Source organism: Aliiglaciecola sp. NS0011-25, from assembly GCF_040370605.1.
GTDB classification, from domain to species: Bacteria; Pseudomonadota; Gammaproteobacteria; order Enterobacterales; family Alteromonadaceae; genus Aliiglaciecola; species Aliiglaciecola lipolytica_A.
In genome coordinates, this window is sequence record NZ_BAABWR010000018.1 from 89,306 (window position 1) to 109,125 (window position 19,820).

Here is a 19,820-nt window from a genome sequence, read left to right on the forward strand (position 1 = left end):
TATTAAGATAACCAATGGAACCAATATAATGCAACAAATATACAATACCCTCACTCGACAAAAAGAGACTTTTAAGCCATTAGTGGCTGGCAAAGTGGGTTTGTATGTCTGTGGGATTACGGTTTATGACGTTTGCCATATGGGACATGCTCGTACTTATCTGAGTTTCGATCTAATGGTGCGCTACCTGCGCCACAAAGGCTACGAGGTGAATTATGTTCGAAACATTACAGATGTGGATGACAAAATTATCCAAAGAGCCAATCAAAACGGCGAAACCCCTGAGCAGTTAACTCAGCGCACCATTGCTTTGATGCATGAAGATTTTGCTGCAATTAATTTGCTAGAGCCTGATGTCGAGCCGCGTGTTACCACTCATATTCCTGAAATTATCGACGTAATTGAACGATTAATTGCTAAAGGACATGCATATCAAGCGCCTAGTGGTGATGTGTTGTTTGATGTGAGTACCTACGAGCAATATGGCAAATTGAGTCGACAAGATTTAGATCAGCTTAATGCCGGTGAGCGAGTAGAGGTGTCAGCTGATAAAACTGACCCTCTAGACTTCGTATTGTGGAAAACAGTTAAACCCGGTGAACCTTATTGGGATTCTCCTTGGGGGCAAGGTCGTCCTGGTTGGCACATTGAATGTTCGGCCATGAATAGCAAACATTTAGGCACGCACTTTGATATTCACGGTGGTGGTTCTGATTTGATCTTCCCTCACCATGAAAATGAAGTGGCACAATCTTGCTGTGCATTTGACACTCCTTATGTGAATTACTGGATGCATACAGGAATGGTACAGGTGGATTCAGAAAAAATGTCTAAATCCCTAGGCAACTTTTTCACCTTGCGAGATGTTTTAAAAGATTATGATGCTGAAACCCTGCGTTATTTCTTGATGTCTGCCCATTATCGCAGTCAGCTAAGTTATTCTGAGGACAACATCAAGCAAGCTAAATCGGCGTTGGAACGTCTATATACTGCTTTGCGTGATAGTCAGCCTAACCATGACGTGGATATGCAAAAAGGTACTTATTTACAGCGTTTTGAAGCGGCCATGGATGATGATTTCAATACACCAGAAGCCTTCGCTGTGATGTTTGACTTGGTGAAAGATATCAACAAAAGCAAGGGCCAAGAAAAATCAGATCTAGCCGGTATTTTGTTGAAATTAGGAGACATCTTAGGATTTTTACAAATGGATCCTGTGGCCTATTTGCAAGGTGGCGCCGCTCAAGGCGATGAGGTTTCGGTAATCGAAGGATTAATTAAAGCCCGTAACGACGCCAGAGCCGAAAAAGATTGGGCTGCGGCCGATACTGCTCGTGATGCGCTAACGGCGATGGGGGTGGTGTTAGAAGACAGCGCCAACGGCACCATATGGCGAAAAATCTAATCCCCTAGCATGGCCTTTAGGCCATGGATGATGTTGCCAGTGTTGTAGGGGATAAATCCCCCACCTACAGAGGGTTTGATTAATCTGTAGCATGGCCCTTAGGCCATGAGCACCGAACAACAACCGCGGGGCTAAAGCCACCGCCTACACGAATCACCGAATAAAATGCATCACCGTTTTTTTGTAGCATGGCCTTTAGGCTATGGATGATGTTGCCAGTGTTGTAGGGGATAAATCCCCCACCTACAGGAGGGGAATTTGTAGCATGGCCCTTAGGCCATGAGCACCGAACAACAACCGCGGGGCTAAAGCCACCGCCTACACGAATCACCGAATAAAATGCATCACCGCTTTTTTGTAGCATGGCCTTTAGGCCATGAGCACCGAACAATAACCGCGGGGCTAAAGCCACCGCCTACACGAATCACCGAATAAAATGCATCACCGCTTTTTTGTAGCATGGCCTTCAGGCCATGAAAAATATCAAAAAAGCGCAGGATAAACCTCCCCGCTAGATTTGCGGAGGATTTTGTGGATTGTTTTGTTCAACAACTGCAGCTGTGACAGTTGATTCTTGCTCAAATTCGGTTTTCCAGCGCTGCTGCGAAACATGACTTTTTATCAGCTCGATACATTCATTTACCACGGCTAATACCTCATCATCTAACGCTTCATCTTCACTTGAAAATCGACCAATCCCATGCTTTACAAAATCGTCGATTTTTTCTGGGGTCATGTCTTTGAGCAGATTAACGATTGATTGGGTGACAATGTCTGTCACCGCGGACTCTAAGGTGCGCTCAATGGTTGAACCTAACACTGGAACCAGTTTTAAGGTTGAAATATGCGGATTGCCTCTAACTGCTTTACCAACACTTTTGTTCACATGTTGTCTTACGGACTGGCCATGTTCGTTATGTTCAATAGACTCACCAATATGACTCAATACTGATGCTGTCCATCTGGATATCACCGGCAGTCGAGATGCGATTACATTTTGAGTAATATCTTCTACTAGGGGAGAACCTGCAGCGATATCTTTTTGTGCATCCGATAATACTTTGACAACAATGCGATCAGACAGCTCTTCTACAAAAACTTCATAATAAAATGCGATAAAGCGAAACAAAGCTGTGCGCCTAAGGTCAATAATTTCATATTTATGCAGGCGATGAAGAATTGAAAATATCCGTAAAAAACGGAATATTCGAGCAGCACCAAGTGGGATACAGCCAACCAAATCGTAAAAGTGAATAAATGGGAAAAAATACCATCTCAAGTAGGTCTTTTTTACCACTGCAACTATCCAGCGTAAGCAAAATTCACTAAGGAATACCGCGACAAAGGCTAAATCTATCAACAGGAAGTTATTGTGCACAGGGGCATAACCAGTGACTAAGGATTCCGATACATAAGCTAATGATTGTTTGACGATTTCGGTGCTGTATAAGGAGTCAAAAATAATCCAGATAAGATTAATGAATAATAATCCTAGCATAAATAAATCGAGCAAAAGCCAAGGACCCTCATGGCTTTTGCTTAGATTTTTGCGATTAAACCCCAGCATCGATCATTCCTTTACCTTAGTTAACTTTGACTTGTTAGGTACGAGTAACGTCAACATAGACTTTTATCTTCTGTCCAGGCTGCAAATATTTACGCAGTTTATCTTGATTCCAACGTTTTAAATCGACCAGATTCACTTTAAATTTATTCGCAATTCGAGCTAATGAATCACCTTTTTTAACGGTGTAGGTTAACGTGCGCATTACCGCATCTTTACGTTGCGATTCAGACGCTTGTTTAACCCAAATAACCAAGTTTTTACCTGGCATTAAGGGATCGGTGGGAGCCATACCGTTCCATTTGGCCAAACTACGCATGTCGACCTTATATTCGCGGCTTAAATCCCAAAAGGTATCACCACTTTTCACTTTGTGATTTAAAGAGTAACTTCCGCGAGGTTTAGATTGAGTAGTTGCCAGCCGCTGCTCTTGTGAAAGGGAATATGAATCCAGAGATTTTAGTGAAACCGGCACCAAAATATAATCTCCGACCCGGATCAGATTGCCTTGCATATCATTCACACCTTGGATCACGCCAACGGTGGTATGATATTGTTTGGCTAATTTTAATAAACTGTCACCACTTTTGATTTTATGCCGAACCCAGTTAAGACGTTCATTTTCTTCTATTTTATTTAGCGCAATCTCAAAATTGTCAACGCTTTCAACAGGCAATAATAATCTGTGAGGGCCATCAGGATCCGTTGCCCAACGATTGAAGCCAGCATTCAGGGAATGAAGTTCTTTGAGGGTTAATCCCGCAAGGTCTGCCGCTAACGCAAGATCGATTTGTGACTCCACGTCTACCACTTCAACAAAAGGTTTATTTGGAATGGCTGTCCACGCAATATTGTCATCATCTGCATCTTTTAAAATGCTGCTAAGAGCTAATAATTTAGGCACATATGCTCGGGTTTCGCGAGGTAAATCTAACGACCAGAAGTCAGTAGGTTTTCCGGCTTTTTTATTCCGTCTAATCGCACTTCTGACTCTACCTTCACCTGAATTGTATGCTGCCAACGCATGTAGCCAGTCGCCATCAAACATATTATTTAAGTAGGTCAGATAGGCAATTGCGCCCTCAGTTGATGCAACTACATCGCGTCTTCCGTCATACCACCAAGTTTGTTTCATGCCAAAACGTTTTCCAGTACCTGGAATAAACTGCCACATGCCTGCAGCACGTCCATGGGAATAGGCAAAAGGATCAAATGCGCTTTCTACTATGGGCAAAAAAGCTAACTCAAGGGGAAGTTGATTCTTTTCAATTTGCTCAACAATGTAGTGCATGAAAGGCTTGGCTCGAGTTGCGACTCGCTGCATATATTCAGGGTGCTTCAGATACCAATTTTTTTGTGCCTTTAAACGATCATTATCTGGGATCGGGAAAGTTAACTGTTGTTTAATTCTAAGCCAAAGGTTTTCAGGGCTCTGAGTTGACTCGTTGATATCAGCAATTTCATCATCAGGTAATTCTACGTAATTGTCTGGTTCAACTGTAATTTCTACTATTTCTGTAGGGTGAGTAACAGGAATAGTGCCCTGAGATGCGGAGGTGCAATCAAAAAGCTCATCAGCTAAAGCGTGTTTCTGTTCACAGCTGTTATTGATTTGTTCGGCAATCAGTTGTTCTTGATGAGTTTCGCTTTGGGCATGGGAGTCCGCCATATATGTTTGGCAACCCGTTAATACCATTAGCAACGAAAAAGAGGTGATTTTCATTGCGGTGTTGAAAAACCCTGTTTGACCCTTATCATTGGCTCCACTAAAAATTGTCTTTCCACTGCCTGATTGCAGCGAAAACGTCTGTTTCGTTGGATAACTTCTTGCCAACAAATTGTTCTGCATTATGTTTTATTTCATCCTGTTGCGCACGTAAAAACGGATTTATCGCTTTTTGTTGTTCGATATTTGAAGGCAGAGTAGGTAGCCCCTGACTTCTTTGATGTTTTGCCCAATCTGAATAGGCGTGTAGAGCTTGGTTTTCAGGTTCTACATTTAGCGCAAAATTCACATTAGCTAAAGTATATTCGTGGGTACAATAGACCTTAGTTTGTGCTGGGAGTTTCATTAATTTCTCTAAAGATTCATGCATTTGTTGTGGTGTGCCTTCGAAAAGTCTGCCGCAACCCGCTGAAAATAAGGTATCTCCACAAAACAGCATATTTTGACCATAAAACGCGATATGGTCCAAGGTGTGCCCTGGTACCTCTAAAATCGCCAATTCAAGATCCAAGGAATCGAGCACTACTGAATCGCCTTCCTTCAATCTTTTGGTCAAGCCTTGAATATTACCATAGTCTGGTCCCAACACGGGAATCTCTGGTGCGTGTTTTAAAAGGGACAAAATGCCACCGGTATGATCATTGTGATGGTGGGTCACCAATATCCCTTTTAGGGTTAAATTTGTCGATTGAATATAATCTAAAACTGGTGATGCATCTCCAGGATCAACCACCCAGCAATTCACGCCATTGTGTACACACCAAATATAGTTATCTGTGAACGCCGGGATAGGAAATACCGATAGGATTGACTGAGTTTGTTTTGTTTGAGACATAATTACCTTGCTTGTGTCACTTCGCTAGTGTTGTACTATATGAAGTTGTTGGTAGCTGCGCAATTGTTTGGACAATATGAAGCCTGCTTTAATCTCTAAAAAACCGATTTATCCCACTTCCTGGCAAGCTTTGCCTGTTGGGGAGCCCATGAAAGAACATGTGGAAACCAGCTTAGAAGCATGTAGCAGGCGTTTTTTTGGCTATCATTTAGTTAAGGTGGGCTGTTTGAGCAGCCAAATCGATTTATCAGAATGTGCAATCAAACATATTGTTAATGTGGTGAATCGAAAATGCGTGGAGCAACATCAACCTATAAAAGGTAACCAAGTTATCGCAGATAGCCATGAGCTGCCTTTTAGCGAAAACAGCGTCGACGCTTTTTTGCTAGCCCATGAACTGGACTTTTCCAGAGATCCCCATCAAATTTTAAGAGAAATTGATCGAACATTAATTCCCAATGGCCACGTGGTGATAGTGGGCTTCAATCCATTTAGTTTGGCTGGGATTTTGCGTTATCTTCCGTTTAAATCAAATAAGATTTTACGGGAAGCTCGCTTTTTTAGCAGTATGCGAATAAATGACTGGCTGCATTTGCTTGGTTTTGAAACCATTGAGCAACATCAGTTGGTATTTTCGAGTTTGATGTTTAAGCGTAAATCACGGCTTTTTTCAGGAATAGAATCGTTCTGTCGTAAATATTTGCCAATATTTTCGAGTATTTACGTGATAGTCGCCAAAAAGCGTGTGATTCCACTTTCCTTAATTAAACCAAAATGGAAACCCTCACCAAAGTTCTCAACGGTAGGTGCTAGCGTTCGCACCTCAATGCAAAAAAATAGTCGTTAACTGCAATAGGTGAAGTACTGTTGTTAAGTCTGTTTTAGGCAAATAAAAAGGCGTTCATAATATGAACGCCTAATAGTGGATCAGTTGTTAGGTTAGTGAAGCTATTATTTAACTTTCATACCAGGTTGTGCTCCTTCATGGGGTTCCATGATCCACAGATCTTTTCCACCCGGTCCAGCCGCTAAAACCATTCCCTCTGACAAACCAAAACGCATTTTACGGGGGGCTAAATTTGCCACCATTACGGTTAACTTACCTTCAAGGTCTTCCGGTTGATAGGCTGATTTAATGCCGGCGAACACCTGTTTAGTTTCTCCGCCTAGATCCAATTGCAGACGCAGTAATTTATCTGCACCTTCAACGTGTTCAGCTTTGGCTATTTTAGCTATACGTAGGTCGACTTTTGCAAAGTCATCAAAGCTAATCGTTTCACCAATTGGATCTTTGCTAAGTGGGCCATCGGTGGCCGATTCCGACGCGGGAGCTGCGACCTTCTTAGGTTCAAGGTTTTCTTTTGAGTCTTCTATAATCGCGTTAACCTTGTCCATATCAACACGTTGCATCAAGGCTTTAAACTTGTTTATTTTATGTTTACCCAAGTCACGTTGCGCACTGTCCCAATCAAGTTCATCGTTTAGGAAGGCTTCAGCTTGCTCAGCCAGTTTTGGTAATACAGGTTTAAGATAAACAACCAATATACGGAACAAGTTGATTCCCAATGAACAAACATCGTGAGTATATTGCTCTTTACCTTCTTCTTTGATGGTCACCCAAGGAGCTTGCGCATCAATGAATTGATTGGCTTTATCTGCCAAAGCCATTATTTCACGGATAGCTCTGTTGTATTGGCGCTTTTCATACATGTTGGCAATGTCATCAGAGGCTTGTTTAAATTGTGCAAGCAATTCAGGCTCAATGACGTTATCCGATAATGTAGCGTCAAAACGTTTGGTGATGAATCCGGCGCAACGACTGGCAATATTCACTACTTTACCGACTAAGTCAGAATTTACTTTCTGCGCAAAATCTTCCAAATTTAAATCGATATCAGTGACGCCGTCACTTAATTTAGAGGCGTAGTAATAACGTAAATACTCTGGATTCAAATGATCTAAATAGGTGCGTCCTTTAATAAAGGTACCCGTGGATTTAGACATTTTTGCGCCATTTACCGTGACAAAACCGTGGACGTTAACACCCGTTGGTTTGCGTAGACCTGCACCTTCAAGCATGGCGGGCCAGAACAAACAATGGAAATATGTAATGTCTTTGCCGATGAAATGATATAGCTCAGCATCTGAGTCTGCATTCCAGAAACTATCAAAATCAATATCATGTTGATTACAATAATTTTTGAAGCTCGCCATGTAACCTACTGGAGCATCAACCCAAACATAGAAAAACTTGTTCGGTGCGCCAGGTATCTCAAAACCGAAATAAGGCGCGTCTCGACTGATATCCCACTGTTGCAATCCTTCGTCAAACCACTCTTTGAGTTTATTGGCGATTTCTTCTTGCAGCGCACCACTGACGAGCCACTCTTTGAGCATATCTTCAAATTTTGGCAAATCGAAAAAATAATGCTCTGAATCTTTCAAGATAGGAGTTGCACCGGATACTACAGAGCGCGGATTGATAACTTCCGTGGGGCTGTAGGTCGCACTGCATACGTCGCAGCTATCGCCATTTTGATTTTCGGCTTTACACGAAGGGCAAGTACCTTTGATGAAACGATCTGGCAAGAACATTTTCTTTTCCGGATCATACAATTGGCTGATAGTACGTTTGCTGATGTAGCCGGCAGAATTCAAGCGATTATAGATTTCTTCACATAATTCTTTGTTTTCTTCAGAGTGGGTCACATAGTAATTATCGTATTCGATGTGAAAATCAAGCAGATCTTGGTGATGTTCTGCTCGAGTTTGCGCGACCATTTGTTCAGGGGTAATCCCTAACTCCTGAGCTTTTAACATTACCGGCGTACCGTGTGCATCATCTGCACAAACACTGTAGCATTGGTTGCCTCGCATTCGTTGATAACGTGTCCATATATCAGTTTGAATGTGTTCCAGTAAATGGCCTAGATGGATAGAACCATTGGCATAAGGTAAGGCACTGGTGACGAGTATTTTACGTGGCTGATTTGGCATGTTTGATTACGAGTCTTGATTAGTTGAAAAAAGGACGCAAATGGTAACGAAAATGCAGCGTTATTGCATTAGTAAAACAGCATAAAATCACATAAATTGCATCAAAAGGAGTCACCTTTGTCGAATACCCTGTTTAATCAACCCCAGATAACGCAAATTTGTCAGCTTATTGGCCAAATGTTGAGCTTGTCTGAATCGCAAATAACGGATTGTTTGTCTCAGCAAGGACAAAAATTGCAATTTTGTTTCCCATTTGCCTGTGAACAGGATTTTTCACTCATTATGGGCGCTATCGACGAACTTGGGTTAGATTCCAATCACGTGCAATTAAGCTGCGATATTGCGGCCAAAAAAACCAAAGTCAAACGCCTACAAAAGATTAAAAATATTATTGCAGTGGCCTCTGGTAAAGGTGGCGTTGGTAAGTCTACAACGGCAGTGAACCTGGCCTTTGCGTTACAAGCGCAAGGTGCAACGGTTGGCATATTAGATGCCGATATTTATGGTCCATCTGTGCCGATTATGTTGGGTAATCCTGAGCAAAGACCGCAAAGCGAAGATAATAAACATATGATCCCAATCAACTGTAACGGGGTGGTGGCCAATTCGATTGGTTATCTAGTGCCCAGTGATGATGCGACGGTTTGGCGTGGTCCTATGGCAAGTAAAGCGTTACAGCAAATCCTTAACGAAACCCTATGGCCTGAACTGGATTATTTGATTGTTGATATGCCTCCAGGCACCGGCGATATTCAGTTGACTATGGCGCAAATGGTGCCTTTAACTGCTGCAATAGTGGTTACGACACCACAGGACATAGCCTTGGCTGACGCCAAAAAAGGTATCGCGATGTTTAACAAAGTGAGTATTCCTGTTTTAGGTATTATTGAGAATATGAGCTATTACCAATGCCGTAAATGCGGCAATAAAGAGTTTGTGTTCGCCAGTGGTGGCGGGCAAAAATTAGCTGAACAGCAAAGCTTGGAATTACTTGGTCAGTTACCATTAGATATTCAAATCCGAGAGCATGCTGACAACGGTTTACCGTTAATACTTGAACAACCTAATGGTGATTTGGCACAGGCGTATTTGCATGCCGCTAAAAAAATGTCACAACAATTAGCCTACAGCCAAATTTTAAAAAGTGATGATTCAATCCCAATTGTTGAAAAACATTGAACAACCGCACCTAGGCGATCATAATGTGCGCGAATTGAGCTTTAAATTAAAAGCCGCGGATCAAGCGGTACACTTACAGAGAAAATTTCATGCGGTTATGTGATAAAGATATTTTTCAATACATAAAAGAAGGCAAAATTTCGATTTCTCCTGAACCTGATTATTCTGAAATCAGTGGTGTAACCGTGGATATCCGATTAGGTAATAAATTTCGGGTTTTTGAAGATCACACAGCACCTTTTATTGATCTCAGTGGTCCTAAAGCTGAAGTTCAAGAAGCCATGAACACAGTTATGAGCGATGAAATTATTGTCCCTGATGATAAGTCCTTTTTCCTGCACCCGGGTGAATTGGCATTAGCGGTGACGTATGAATCTGTGACGCTACCGGCCAATATTGTTGGCTGGTTAGATGGACGTTCTTCCCTTGCACGCTTGGGATTGATGGTTCACGTTACCGCACATCGCATAGATCCGGGCTGGTCAGGCAATATCGTATTGGAGTTTTTCAATAGCGGTAAACTACCATTGGCGTTAAAACCAAAAATGAAAATTGGTGCCATCAGTTTTGAAGTGTTGTCTGATTTTGCAGAAAAACCCTATAGCAGTAGAGCTGATGCGAAATATCGCAATCAAGATGGAGCTATTGCTAGTCGCATTAGTGCAGACGACAAGTCTTAGAGGTTGGGGTTACTAAACTCAGTAGAGTGGATTTTCAGTCGCTGTTCTGAGTTGGCTAGGCGTTAACCCAGTCCAACGTTTGACTGAACGCCGGAAATTAGGAATATCACTAAACTGCATCAAGTGAGCCGTTTCTTCGTTACTGAGTTGTTGAACTTGGAGTAGGTAGATTGCTTCTTGTTTGCCTACTTCATCATGAATTTGCTGAAAGGTGTAACCATGCTGTTTGAGCTTGCGTTTAAACGTTGCAGGACTCATACAAAATTTCTCGGCTGCTTTTTGTAAGCCACAATCAGAATGTTTTGATATTGTGGTACGCACCGCTTCTATAAATCCTTTGCTTGGCATCGAAACCATCTTGCACTGACGCAAAGCATGGCGTTTTAAGCTATCGCTGCGATTTATACACAAGCTCGCCAGCCATTTTTTATCGAAGCTAATACTCATCGCGGGTTGAGAAAAGTTCAGTCTATGGCCTAAATGAACCTCGTACTCTTGAATATATTTAGGCCGTGGAAATGGAAAGTTAAACTGAAATGGGATGCGCTGACCGAGAATTAATTTAACGGCTGAAACCAGTGCCGTGCAATACAGTTCTGCGATAAATTGAAAGCGCTCTCCACATCCAATCGCATCGGTAATCAATACGTAGTGACGTTGCTGCGAAGCATAGTGTTTAGTGTCTAAAAAAGGGCAAATCTGACTTCTAAGTACGGCCAACACAGTGAATGCATCAGCTAAATTACGACTGTGCATCAATGCATTGGAAATTGCCCCATAATTGCCCGGAAACATACGTTTGCCTAATAAAAAACCACAATCGTGTCCTGGAGTTAATGATTGCGCATTGCCCATAAGTTGCAGCAATTGTTGCGCACTGAGCTTTCTATCTGACACTAAATCTTGATTAAATATGCCTGTGCCGCGCAATAGCTTGTGTTTATTAACGTCTCTGGAACGACTGAAGTCCAAAATGCTAGCTGCCAATTGGTGGGCAGGTATGACTTTATCATCAACATAAAAAAAGCGGTTTTCATCCATGTGCCTGTCCACCCTGATTCAGCCCGCTTTGTTTCGGTGTACTCCTTTGATCTTGCTTGAACCTTTCCAACCGTTGGTTAAGCCGCCGCAGTAGGCTTTCTGTTACGTCGCCTAAAATTGCCGACTCTGCAACAAAACTGAGCTGGTGGTAAACTGACTCCCCTGACTCCCCTGACTGACATGGCTTAAACGCGATACTCGCAATGGCTTTTTTGATTTGGCCGGCTATTTTTTCTGCACTCTGCAAATTAGTGTTAGGCAACAATAATATAAATCGGTCACCTGCATAGCGACAGGCTAGGTCAGTAGCACGCAAGTTCATTAAGATTAAATCTGCTAGCTCACGCAGAAGTTGGTCACCTTGAATATGGCCAAATTGGCGATTAAATACATCGAAGTTGTCGATATCTAGCATCACAACTGAAAACTCAGGATTGTGATTGTTTTGCAATTGTGAGTCGATTTGCGTGCGCATATAGTCTGCGCTATACAGCGCTGTAATGAAATCCACTTGGTGATGTTGACGTAACGCTGATTCGCGTTTTTGCAATTGTTTATTGAGGACTAACTGTTCTTTATGCCATTGGAATAACGCGTAACTCATAATAAACATGCCAATTCCAGCTGGAACCGATTCCACCATACTTAATATGCTTGCGGCATTTTGATAGGACATAAACTCGTCTATTAAGTCCAAGTTGGCAGAAAATAGAAAACAGCTCAGTCCTAATACCAATGCCGAAGTGACTCTACCCGGCGGGCGGCTGACTAACAGGAAAAAAATCCATAACAAGGAAAGCAGCGCGACACTGCCTTCGCCAATAATATCTAGCCATGAAATATCGGCAATGGGTTTGGCTTGCCCTAAACCAATGCTCAAGGTTAACGAAAGTGTCAATGATGCACATGTGACAGAGAACAATCGTTGATGGCGGGCTAGTAAAGAAAAGTTCATGGTAATACTCGGTTGATGCTGTTGGTTTTTATGCTGACATAGTTTCAAACCAGCATAGGGGTCATATTGGCTCAATAAAATGACAAATTAATGAAGGTGGTTAGCTTTGTTTTCAGTTAATTTCAAAACAGACCGTTTAAAACCGGAGGTCGCTGGGAGGTCAAATAAGCTCATGGAGCTTATAAGTGCTAGGTAAATTGGTGGTTTTAGCAAGCAACCGCTGAAACTATTTGGTTGCCTGTCATAAAAATGTCATTGCTGCTAATTAGGTTGTCGCGCCAACACATTTAAACCTTAGTTTGCAACCAGAGACCTTACAATGAAAATGATAAAAACCACTTTAGCCTTGGCGTGCTTCGCTGCACTTTCCTGTCAAACTGCTTTAGCTGATGAAGGCGGAATTCAAGGTTTACTCACTGACAAAAGCCAGACTAGCTATATTCAAGGGGCTGAAGTCAATATCAAAGAATTGGGACAAAATACCGTTTCCAAGCGAGACGGAAGTTTTCGTTTCGCAAATTTACCTGAAGGTAACTACACCTTAGTTGTGAAATACCTAGGTACTCCAACAATTGAAGTGCCAGTGATTATCAGTGGTGGAAAAATTCTACAGCAAGATATTAGCTTGGCTGCGCCAGCTAAAGAGTTAGAAAACGTGATTGTCTATGGACAGCGAGCAGGGCAGGCAAGCGCGATCAATTTGCAGCGCGTCGCTGACAGCATTAAGTCGATTGTATCGGCAGATGCGATTGGCCAATTCCCAGACCAGAACGCCGCTGAAGCATTGCAACGTTTACCAGGTTTATCCATTGAACGTGATCAAGGGGAGGGACGTTTTGTCGGTATTCGAGGTATTGATCCCAATCTTAATAATGTGACCATCAATGGTGTCAATGTGCCTTCTCCTGAAGGTGGTGTGCGCTCTGTTGCGTTGGATGTGATCCCCTCTGAGCTTATTCAAGGATTAGAGGTGTCAAAATCAGTTACCTCTGATATGGATGCAGACGCTATCGGTGGGTCAATTGAAGTGAAAAGCTTAAGCGCTTTTGACCGCCAAGGCACGAGCGCCAGTATTAATGTACAGGCCAGTCAAAACCAGTTGCGAGACGAAACAAGTCCAAAAATATCAGGCAGTGTGACCAATGTATTTGATGACGTATTTGGTGTTGCTGCGGCACTGTCATATGCAAAGCGTGATTTTGGCTCTGACAACATTGAATCCAACGGTGATGATGAGATAGAACAACGTTACTACAGCATTTCAAGGGAGCGCATCGGTGCTGCTGTCAACTTGGATTTCCGTCCTGATTTCAACAATCGTTACTATTTACGCACTCTTTATAGCCGTTTCGCTGATGACGAATACCGGATGGCGAATACCTTTACGTTCGATGGAGAAGACTCCGAGATAGAACGAGGGAGCAAAGACCGTGAAGAAACCCAAACGATTTTATCTATTTCAGCCGGTGCAGAACATCATCTAGATGATTGGTTGGTTGAATATCAACTGGGTTATTCAAAAGCAGATGAGGATGATCCGCAAGCGTTGTATTACACCTTTGTGGGTGAAAATATGGCAATCGATTCGGATATGCAAGGACAGATCCCGCAAATAACTCAAGATGCTGCAGCGATGGATTTGGCTAATTATGAGCTAGATGAAGTGAGTTTGGAAAAGAGCCTGGCAGAAGACACTGAAACTATGCTCAAAGCGGATTTCACCCGCATGTTTGACTTGCAAGAGGGGTCATTTGAATTGAAGTTTGGCGCAAAATATCGTGCTCGTGAAAAAACCACAGAAGCTGATATTTTCATCTATGACGGTGATTTTGATGGCATAGATCCCACTATGTTCGCAGCCGCGCAGCCTGATTGGGGATTAGGCAGTTTTGGACCAGGTTTAGACCGTGCAGGGCTACGTAACTACTTTAACCAAAATGGTGCGGGCTTCGAATTAGCGGAACTTGATTCAGAAGTTGAGTCCAATGGGGCGTCATATGTGAGTAACGAAGATATTTTTGCGGCTTATATTATGGGTCGTTATGAATGGCAAAAATTGACCCTAGTGGCTGGGGTCAGATACGAGGATACGGATTTCAATACCTCAGGTATGCGCGTAGAGTTAATCGAAAATGAGCAAACTGACGTTGAAGAAGTCGTTAATACACCTTGGAATAGTGAAAGAAGTTACGATCATCTTTTGCCAAGTTTGAATATGCGTTATGAATTTACCGAAAAACTAATTGCTCGAGCGGCTTTTACACAAACCATTTCTCGGCCTAAATTTGAAGATGCAGCTGCGTACCAAATCATTGAATCTAAAACAGAAGAAGATGAAGGCGTGTTCATTACTGAGCGCGAAGCTGAAGTTGGTAATCCAGAACTTAATCCGTTTGAATCGGATAACTTTGATTTAACCTTAGAGTATTACCCTGGTGATATTGGGGTGCTGTCAGCAGGGTATTTTTATAAAAATATCGATAATTTTGTGATCGTTGCCGACGTTGCTGATTTACCTGAATGGGATGGGTTTGACGAAGTCATGCAACCCATTAATGGTGAGTCTGCTAAGGTCAGCGGTGTTGAACTTTCTTGGGTAAAAGCCTTCGATAATGGCCTCTTGCTATCCGCCAATGGGACGTTCTCAAGCTCCGAAGCAATAACCTTATTAGACGGTGAACGCTTTGAAACATCATTGCCTAATCAGTCTGACAAAATTGGTAATTTCACAGTAGGTTATGAAAGCAACTTGGTTAGTTTGCGCTTAACCATGACATACAAAAGTGAAAACTTAGAAGAAATTGACGGTGATCTGATTCGCATGGAAGACAATCATCAGCAATTAGACTTCACCAGTAAGTACTTTATTGAGCAAAATATGTATCTGTATTTTAACGCGATAAATATTACTGACGAAGGTTTCTACAACTATTTTGACCAACGCAGTGTTAATGCACAATACGAAGAGTACGGTCGTACCTTTGAACTTGGATTTAGTTGGATGTTATAGCCTTAAGGTAGCGAACATTTGTTAAATGTTCGCTACTGAGCTTTTATACCGTCGTATCACGACCTAAGTTAAACGAGCCTTAGTATTTTGTGCTGGTTTATCTCATCTCGTAGTTTGGAATAACAATGTTTATTAGATATGTAATATTAGTCGTTTTAAGTGTCACCTCGATTGCGGCCTTCAGTAAGCAGGTTCACGATCAAAACTTTTATAAGAAACACCATGTGCAAGCCTTAGCAACGCCAAAAGATAGCTTTAGCTTTTTGGTGTTAGGTGATTGGGGCCGCAATGGGCATTATCAGCAGCAACCTGTGGCTGATATGATGGATGTGGTCATGCAACAAATCGACGGCGAATTTATTGCCACCACCGGTGACAACTTTTACTCAAATGGTGTGGCTTCGGTTGATGATCCATATTGGCAAACCTCATTTGAACAGATATACCATGGACCTAATTTATTTGAAGATTGGTATCCTACGTTAGGCAATCATGATTACCGTGGAAATTGGCAAGCGCAAATTGATTACTCAAAACGCAGTCGACGTTGGGAGTTTCCATCTGCGTATTATGCTAAAACCTTTAAGGTAGGTAAAAACACTGAAATGTTAGTGTTATTTATTGATACCAATCCACTTAATCCGGAATACAAAAATCGCGCGAAATATGCCGAGACACAAAAACCAGATGGTGCAAAACAATTACGTTGGATTGAACAACAATTAGCTAACTCAACAGCCAAATGGAATATTGTGATTGGTCATCATCCTCTATATTCCAGCGGTAAACGATTTGGCAAAACAGAAGGGATTCAGCAGGTTTTAGAACCTATATTTGAAAAATATAAAGTAGATGCTTATTTCGCTGGTCACGAACATGATTTACAACATAATCGCCCAGCGGGAAAACTAGTTGAACATTTTGTATCTGGCGCGGGTTCTGAACTGCGTCCGGTTCAACAGCGAGTGTTTACACAGTACGCAAAAAGCGAAGCCGGATTTTTAACTGTTTCGGTGGGAGACAGCAACATGCTAATTCAATTCATCAGTGCCGCTGGCGAGCGTCTCTATCACTACAGCATGGATAAGGAATAAAGATGAAATCAATTTACCTGTGGATTGCCGCGTGTTGCATTCTAAGTGCCTGTCAAACAACGTCACAATCAAGTGCCCCGATAAATCAGATTACCCCTTTATTTAGCGATTCAGTTAATAATCTTGCGGGTAAATCTGCGCTGCCCATTATGCATGATGAAAAGCGATATTGGTTATTGACCAGTGAGACTAAAGGCATTCTATTACTTGATGACCAAGGTCAGTTGCTTAGTACTTTTTCCGGTAACATGGAAATGCTTGACTGGCGTGACAATATCCAGATAGACAATAAAGAATACGGATTAATTACCACTACAGATAATAACTTGCAACAAATCCTAGTGTTAGGTTTGGACTGGCAAACTCAGCAACTATCATTGATGTCTAGGTTATCGCAACCCGAAGGACAAGTAGAAGCTCTTTGCTGGTATCAAATGCCGCAAGGGCATTTGTCAGTTTTCATAGCTGATGCCAAAGGAGTAGTGGAACAACGAATAGTGGTTGATGCCAAAAATCAAACCTTGGTTGATGTGCCTGTCCATGAATTTATCGGCACTCTACAAACCAAAAGTTGTGCGGCTGATGACGAAGCCGGTATTGTATATTTGGCTGAAGAGAATATTGGTCTTTGGCGCTACCCAGCAGATCCTGAAGCTGAATTGGTTCGTGAACTTGTGATTGCGGTGAGTCCTTTTGGGCCAATGGAAGGGGAAGTAAGCCATGTTGATGTATTAGATAATGGCGATATTTTGGTTAGCGCTCCGGATCAACAAGGAGTCTGGCATGTCGAGGCAGGGAATAACGCAAATGCTCATTTTATTCCGTTAACCGGTGCCGATAAGCCAGAAACAAGCAATGGTGTATTGCAATCATCGAACTTGGTATTAGGGATTTTTGATGATCAAAGTTCAGCGTATTCTCGAGCACAACTGAATATCTCAACTACAAACAGAGAAATCCAAGCATCTGAATTTGGCAGCGTTACTCCATTTGCACAAACAGAACCTATGCAGGTATTTGGTGATGCCGCTGATGATCCGGCAATTTGGATAAACTCCGCCGCGCCAGAACAAAGTCGCATACTAGGTACCAATAAAAAGCAGGGCATGATGTTATATGACTTGCAAGGTAATTTACTCCAGGAACTCAATGTAGGCAGAGTGAATAATGTGGATATTCGGTATGGTTTTAAATTAGGTAACCGAACTTTCGATTTAGCCGCGGCCAGTAATCGCACCACTAACAGCATTAGCTTGTTTGCATTGCAACAAGATAGCGGTGAAATGTCATTTTTGTCTGATATTAAAACGGATTTAGCGGATGTTTATGGCCTGTGTATGTATCAGCAAGAAGACCAATACCATGTTTTTGTGAATGACACCGATGGACGTTTTCAGCAGTATTTATTAATGCCAAACAACAATGAGGTTGGAGCCAAATTAATCAGGGAATTTCGAGTACCAAGTCAACCTGAAGGCTGTGTTGCCGATGATACTAATCAGCAACTCTACTATGGTGAAGAATCCACTGGGGTTTGGCAGATTAGCGCACGTCCAACTAAAGCAGGAGCTAGGTTAATCGCTACCACCTCTAGTAACTTTGTTGCTGATGTTGAGGGAATGGGCATTTACAACATGGATGGGAAACGTTATTTAGTCGCATCTAGTCAAGGAAACAACAGCTTCGGCGTATTTGCCTTAGATGAGAGTGCTCGTTATTTAGGTAGCTTTCGCATTGATATGGATTTCGCCGCAGGATTAGATGGCGTTTCCGAAACCGATGGTTTGGAGCTTACGTCTGTCAGTTTAGGTTCCAAGCTGCCAGATGGTTTATTGGTGGTTCAAGATGGACGAAATCGCCTACCCAACGCCCCTCAGAATTTTAAGCTGGTGGATGGAAAGTTAATCAAGCAGCTTTTAAGGCAATGGTTATAAAGGCGAAAAAAAGCCCCGTTACATCGGGGCTGTTAGAATTTAGTCATAGTATCTTAATTAGTGTTTTTTAATTGGAGTCGACCTAACATAAGTAACCCTAAGGCAAAAATTGCAATTAAAGAGGGTTCTGGAATATCGTCAGGGTCGGGGTCAACAATATCTGCTTCACCGGCAACTCCAATCGTAAAACCGTGCCAAACTTCAGTTAGGTGTGTAAAACTAATTGAGGTATGGCTCCCAGCAGCAATTATAACACCATGTAATTCGCCACTAGCGGTAAACCCGTCACCACTGCTATTCATAGTAGCGGTGCCGTTACCCCAGTAGCCAGAGCCTGTGCTTTCAAACTCAATTGGTGTGCTAAATAACGCATCCTGCCCATTCCAACTATTAATTGCAATATACACGTTTTCAATTGCAGAGCTGAAAGAAATGGTAACGTCGCCTGCACTACCTAAAGCAATGAGTTCTGCAGCGGGAGGGGCATTATCAATACTACCATTGGTATATGCATCGCCGCTCCAATAATTCGTGCCTGCCCCCGTGGTTTGGGTAAAATAATGATTACTACTACTTGTATAAGATACATCAATAATAGTGCCGCCAATATCTAGTTGCCCAGTAGCCGAAGATGGAGAGTCTTCACTGAGCCAATCGGTCCAATACACCGGATAACTGTAGGCGTTTAAGCTAAAAAGGAAAAAAAGCAAAGTTGTACTAAATACCCGAGTGATTGATTTCATTGATTTGTCCTTTAATTTAATAAAATTACACAGGTGTACAAAAAATAAGCATAAATACTGCCAAGTTACTAACTATTTGTTTTTAAATTGTTTGTTAATTTTAATGAAGTATTAGTTTTTGTTAATGTTAAATAATCCGACACTTTTTCTATACTGCTTCCTTAAAATGCTAAATGAATAGAAAACTGGTTAATCTATCAACAATTAACGATAGCAATCGATATTTGCCGTTGCAAAGTGTCGAAAAATAAGTAAACTGCGCAGCTCGGTCGGTGTGTAGCGCAGCTTGGTAGCGCACTGTCATGGGGTGTCAGGGGTCGGAGGTTCAAATCCTCTCACACCGACCAATTAATCTGCTCCCCTTATCCTGCTTGACTCTCAGGCATTTTCCATCTAAAAATATCCTTACTCTATTGAACTGAAAGACACCGTTGGGTCACCTTTTAGGGCTCTACCCTATAAACGGGGGATCAGCATTCACCTTATTCGATTGATAACACTATTCCATCCACAATGGGTCATCACTCTTATTCTGTAATTTTCAAAATTTCTAAAACCAAACGCTCTTCTCGATATCATTTCCATTTTGTTGTTCGGTGTCCATGGCCTAAAGGCTGAGGGATCCCCACAAATAAAGAAGATAAGTGCCTGACAATA

General features: G+C 42.1%; 16 protein-coding genes and 1 tRNA gene. 8 read left to right on the plus strand and 9 right to left on the minus strand.

Going from position 1 to position 19,820, the window contains the following annotated elements; all coding sequences use genetic code 11:
• Window positions 1-28: 28 nt before the first annotated feature.
• Window positions 29-1,405: a cysteine--tRNA ligase gene (gene cysS / locus ABWV72_RS15810; RefSeq protein ID WP_342807583.1), complete on the plus strand. Its 1,377-nt coding sequence runs from the start codon at window positions 29-31 to the stop codon at window positions 1,403-1,405.
• A gap of 79 nt (window positions 1,406-1,484) precedes the next feature.
• Here cysS and ABWV72_RS15815 read toward each other — a convergent pair whose 3' ends face one another.
• The 4 genes from ABWV72_RS15815 to gloB form a co-directional block, all read right to left on the minus strand.
• A complete protein-coding gene (locus ABWV72_RS15815; protein ID WP_353371660.1) occupies window positions 1,485-1,769 on the minus strand; it encodes a hypothetical protein in 285 nt (94 codons plus the stop codon).
• A gap of 147 nt (window positions 1,770-1,916) precedes the next feature.
• Complete coding sequence (locus tag ABWV72_RS15820; protein WP_342807584.1) at window positions 1,917-2,972, minus strand: ion transporter; 1,056 nt, start codon at window positions 2,970-2,972, stop codon at window positions 1,917-1,919.
• A gap of 34 nt (window positions 2,973-3,006) precedes the next feature.
• On the minus strand, window positions 3,007-4,692 hold the full coding sequence (locus ABWV72_RS15825; protein WP_216047046.1) for a LysM peptidoglycan-binding domain-containing protein: 1,686 nt from the start codon (window positions 4,690-4,692) through the stop codon (window positions 3,007-3,009).
• Between the two features lie 43 nt (window positions 4,693-4,735).
• Window positions 4,736-5,530 (minus strand): hydroxyacylglutathione hydrolase, encoded by a 795-nt coding sequence (gene gloB, locus ABWV72_RS15830; protein WP_353371662.1) that lies wholly within the window; start codon window positions 5,528-5,530, stop codon window positions 4,736-4,738.
• 76 nt (window positions 5,531-5,606) lie between these two features.
• On the opposite strand from gloB, the gene ABWV72_RS15835 reads away from it, so the two are divergent.
• A complete protein-coding gene (locus ABWV72_RS15835) occupies window positions 5,607-6,377 on the plus strand; it encodes a class I SAM-dependent methyltransferase (protein WP_216047035.1) in 771 nt (256 codons plus the stop codon).
• A 104-nt stretch (window positions 6,378-6,481) separates the two neighbouring features.
• Here ABWV72_RS15835 and metG read toward each other — a convergent pair whose 3' ends face one another.
• Window positions 6,482-8,527, minus strand: coding sequence for a methionine--tRNA ligase (gene metG, locus ABWV72_RS15840; protein WP_342807586.1), 2,046 nt, complete (start codon window positions 8,525-8,527; stop codon window positions 6,482-6,484).
• Between the two features lie 117 nt (window positions 8,528-8,644).
• On the opposite strand from metG, the gene apbC reads away from it, so the two are divergent.
• A complete protein-coding gene (apbC, locus tag ABWV72_RS15845; RefSeq protein WP_342807588.1) occupies window positions 8,645-9,706 on the plus strand; it encodes an iron-sulfur cluster carrier protein ApbC in 1,062 nt (353 codons plus the stop codon).
• An 89-nt stretch (window positions 9,707-9,795) separates the two neighbouring features.
• Complete coding sequence (gene dcd / locus ABWV72_RS15850) at window positions 9,796-10,386, plus strand: dCTP deaminase (RefSeq protein ID WP_216047033.1); 591 nt, start codon at window positions 9,796-9,798, stop codon at window positions 10,384-10,386.
• 18 nt (window positions 10,387-10,404) lie between these two features.
• Here dcd and ABWV72_RS15855 read toward each other — a convergent pair whose 3' ends face one another.
• Together ABWV72_RS15855 and ABWV72_RS15860 are read right to left on the minus strand one after the other, a co-directional pair.
• Window positions 10,405-11,427 carry an AraC family transcriptional regulator gene (locus tag ABWV72_RS15855; protein ID WP_353371666.1) on the minus strand — a complete coding sequence of 341 codons (1,023 nt, stop codon included), beginning with the start codon at window positions 11,425-11,427 and terminating at the stop codon, window positions 10,405-10,407.
• Window positions 11,420-12,382 (minus strand): GGDEF domain-containing protein, encoded by a 963-nt coding sequence (locus tag ABWV72_RS15860; RefSeq protein WP_353371668.1) that lies wholly within the window; start codon window positions 12,380-12,382, stop codon window positions 11,420-11,422. The genes ABWV72_RS15855 and ABWV72_RS15860 overlap by 8 nt, the downstream gene beginning before the upstream one ends.
• Before the next feature lie 319 nt (window positions 12,383-12,701).
• On the opposite strand from ABWV72_RS15860, the gene ABWV72_RS15865 reads away from it, so the two are divergent.
• The 3 genes from ABWV72_RS15865 to ABWV72_RS15875 all read left to right on the plus strand — a co-directional run bounded on the left by ABWV72_RS15865 (window position 12,702) and on the right by ABWV72_RS15875 (window position 18,420).
• The gene (locus tag ABWV72_RS15865) at window positions 12,702-15,392 is read left to right on the plus strand and encodes a TonB-dependent receptor (protein ID WP_353371670.1); all 2,691 of its coding nucleotides are present in this window, start codon (window positions 12,702-12,704) and stop codon (window positions 15,390-15,392) included.
• Window positions 15,393-15,517: 125 nt separating this feature from the next.
• Window positions 15,518-16,486, plus strand: a complete 969-nt coding sequence (locus ABWV72_RS15870; protein ID WP_216047029.1) for a purple acid phosphatase family protein — start codon at window positions 15,518-15,520, stop codon at window positions 16,484-16,486.
• 2 nt (window positions 16,487-16,488) lie between these two features.
• Window positions 16,489-18,420, plus strand: coding sequence for a phytase (locus ABWV72_RS15875; protein ID WP_353371672.1), 1,932 nt, complete (start codon window positions 16,489-16,491; stop codon window positions 18,418-18,420).
• 53 nt (window positions 18,421-18,473) lie between these two features.
• Here ABWV72_RS15875 and ABWV72_RS15880 read toward each other — a convergent pair whose 3' ends face one another.
• Window positions 18,474-19,163, minus strand: a complete 690-nt coding sequence (locus tag ABWV72_RS15880) for a hypothetical protein (protein WP_353371674.1) — start codon at window positions 19,161-19,163, stop codon at window positions 18,474-18,476.
• A gap of 270 nt (window positions 19,164-19,433) precedes the next feature.
• On the opposite strand from ABWV72_RS15880, the gene ABWV72_RS15885 reads away from it, so the two are divergent.
• A tRNA-Pro gene (locus tag ABWV72_RS15885) sits at window positions 19,434-19,510 on the plus strand.
• A 130-nt stretch (window positions 19,511-19,640) separates the two neighbouring features.
• On the opposite strand, the gene ABWV72_RS15890 is transcribed toward ABWV72_RS15885, so the two are convergent.
• Window positions 19,641-19,748 (minus strand): hypothetical protein, encoded by a 108-nt coding sequence (locus ABWV72_RS15890; protein WP_353371677.1) that lies wholly within the window; start codon window positions 19,746-19,748, stop codon window positions 19,641-19,643.
• Between the last annotated feature and the right edge of the window lie 72 nt (window positions 19,749-19,820).

What these genes read in the sequence shown, in the direction of transcription:
- ABWV72_RS15820 (WP_342807584.1), bottom strand. Translation starts at nt 2,972, where the DNA reads ATGCTGGGGTTTAATCGCAAAAATCTAAGCAAAAGCCATGAGGGTCCT.
- ABWV72_RS15870 (WP_216047029.1), top strand. Translation starts at nt 15,518, where the DNA reads ATGTTTATTAGATATGTAATATTAGTCGTTTTAAGTGTCACCTCGATT.
- ABWV72_RS15880 (WP_353371674.1), bottom strand. Translation starts at nt 19,163, where the DNA reads ATGAAATCAATCACTCGGGTATTTAGTACAACTTTGCTTTTTTTCCTT.
- ABWV72_RS15865 (WP_353371670.1), top strand. Translation starts at nt 12,702, where the DNA reads ATGAAAATGATAAAAACCACTTTAGCCTTGGCGTGCTTCGCTGCACTT.
- ABWV72_RS15860 (WP_353371668.1), bottom strand. Translation starts at nt 12,382, where the DNA reads ATGAACTTTTCTTTACTAGCCCGCCATCAACGATTGTTCTCTGTCACA.
- cysS (WP_342807583.1), top strand. Translation starts at nt 29, where the DNA reads ATGCAACAAATATACAATACCCTCACTCGACAAAAAGAGACTTTTAAG.
- ABWV72_RS15875 (WP_353371672.1), top strand. Translation starts at nt 16,489, where the DNA reads ATGAAATCAATTTACCTGTGGATTGCCGCGTGTTGCATTCTAAGTGCC.
- ABWV72_RS15815 (WP_353371660.1), bottom strand. Translation starts at nt 1,769, where the DNA reads ATGCTACAAAAAAGCGGTGATGCATTTTATTCGGTGATTCGTGTAGGC.
- ABWV72_RS15890 (WP_353371677.1), bottom strand. Translation starts at nt 19,748, where the DNA reads ATGGAAATGATATCGAGAAGAGCGTTTGGTTTTAGAAATTTTGAAAAT.
- metG (WP_342807586.1), bottom strand. Translation starts at nt 8,527, where the DNA reads ATGCCAAATCAGCCACGTAAAATACTCGTCACCAGTGCCTTACCTTAT.
- gloB (WP_353371662.1), bottom strand. Translation starts at nt 5,530, where the DNA reads ATGTCTCAAACAAAACAAACTCAGTCAATCCTATCGGTATTTCCTATC.
- ABWV72_RS15825 (WP_216047046.1), bottom strand. Translation starts at nt 4,692, where the DNA reads ATGAAAATCACCTCTTTTTCGTTGCTAATGGTATTAACGGGTTGCCAA.
- ABWV72_RS15855 (WP_353371666.1), bottom strand. Translation starts at nt 11,427, where the DNA reads ATGGATGAAAACCGCTTTTTTTATGTTGATGATAAAGTCATACCTGCC.
- ABWV72_RS15835 (WP_216047035.1), top strand. Translation starts at nt 5,607, where the DNA reads ATGAAGCCTGCTTTAATCTCTAAAAAACCGATTTATCCCACTTCCTGG.
- dcd (WP_216047033.1), top strand. Translation starts at nt 9,796, where the DNA reads ATGCGGTTATGTGATAAAGATATTTTTCAATACATAAAAGAAGGCAAA.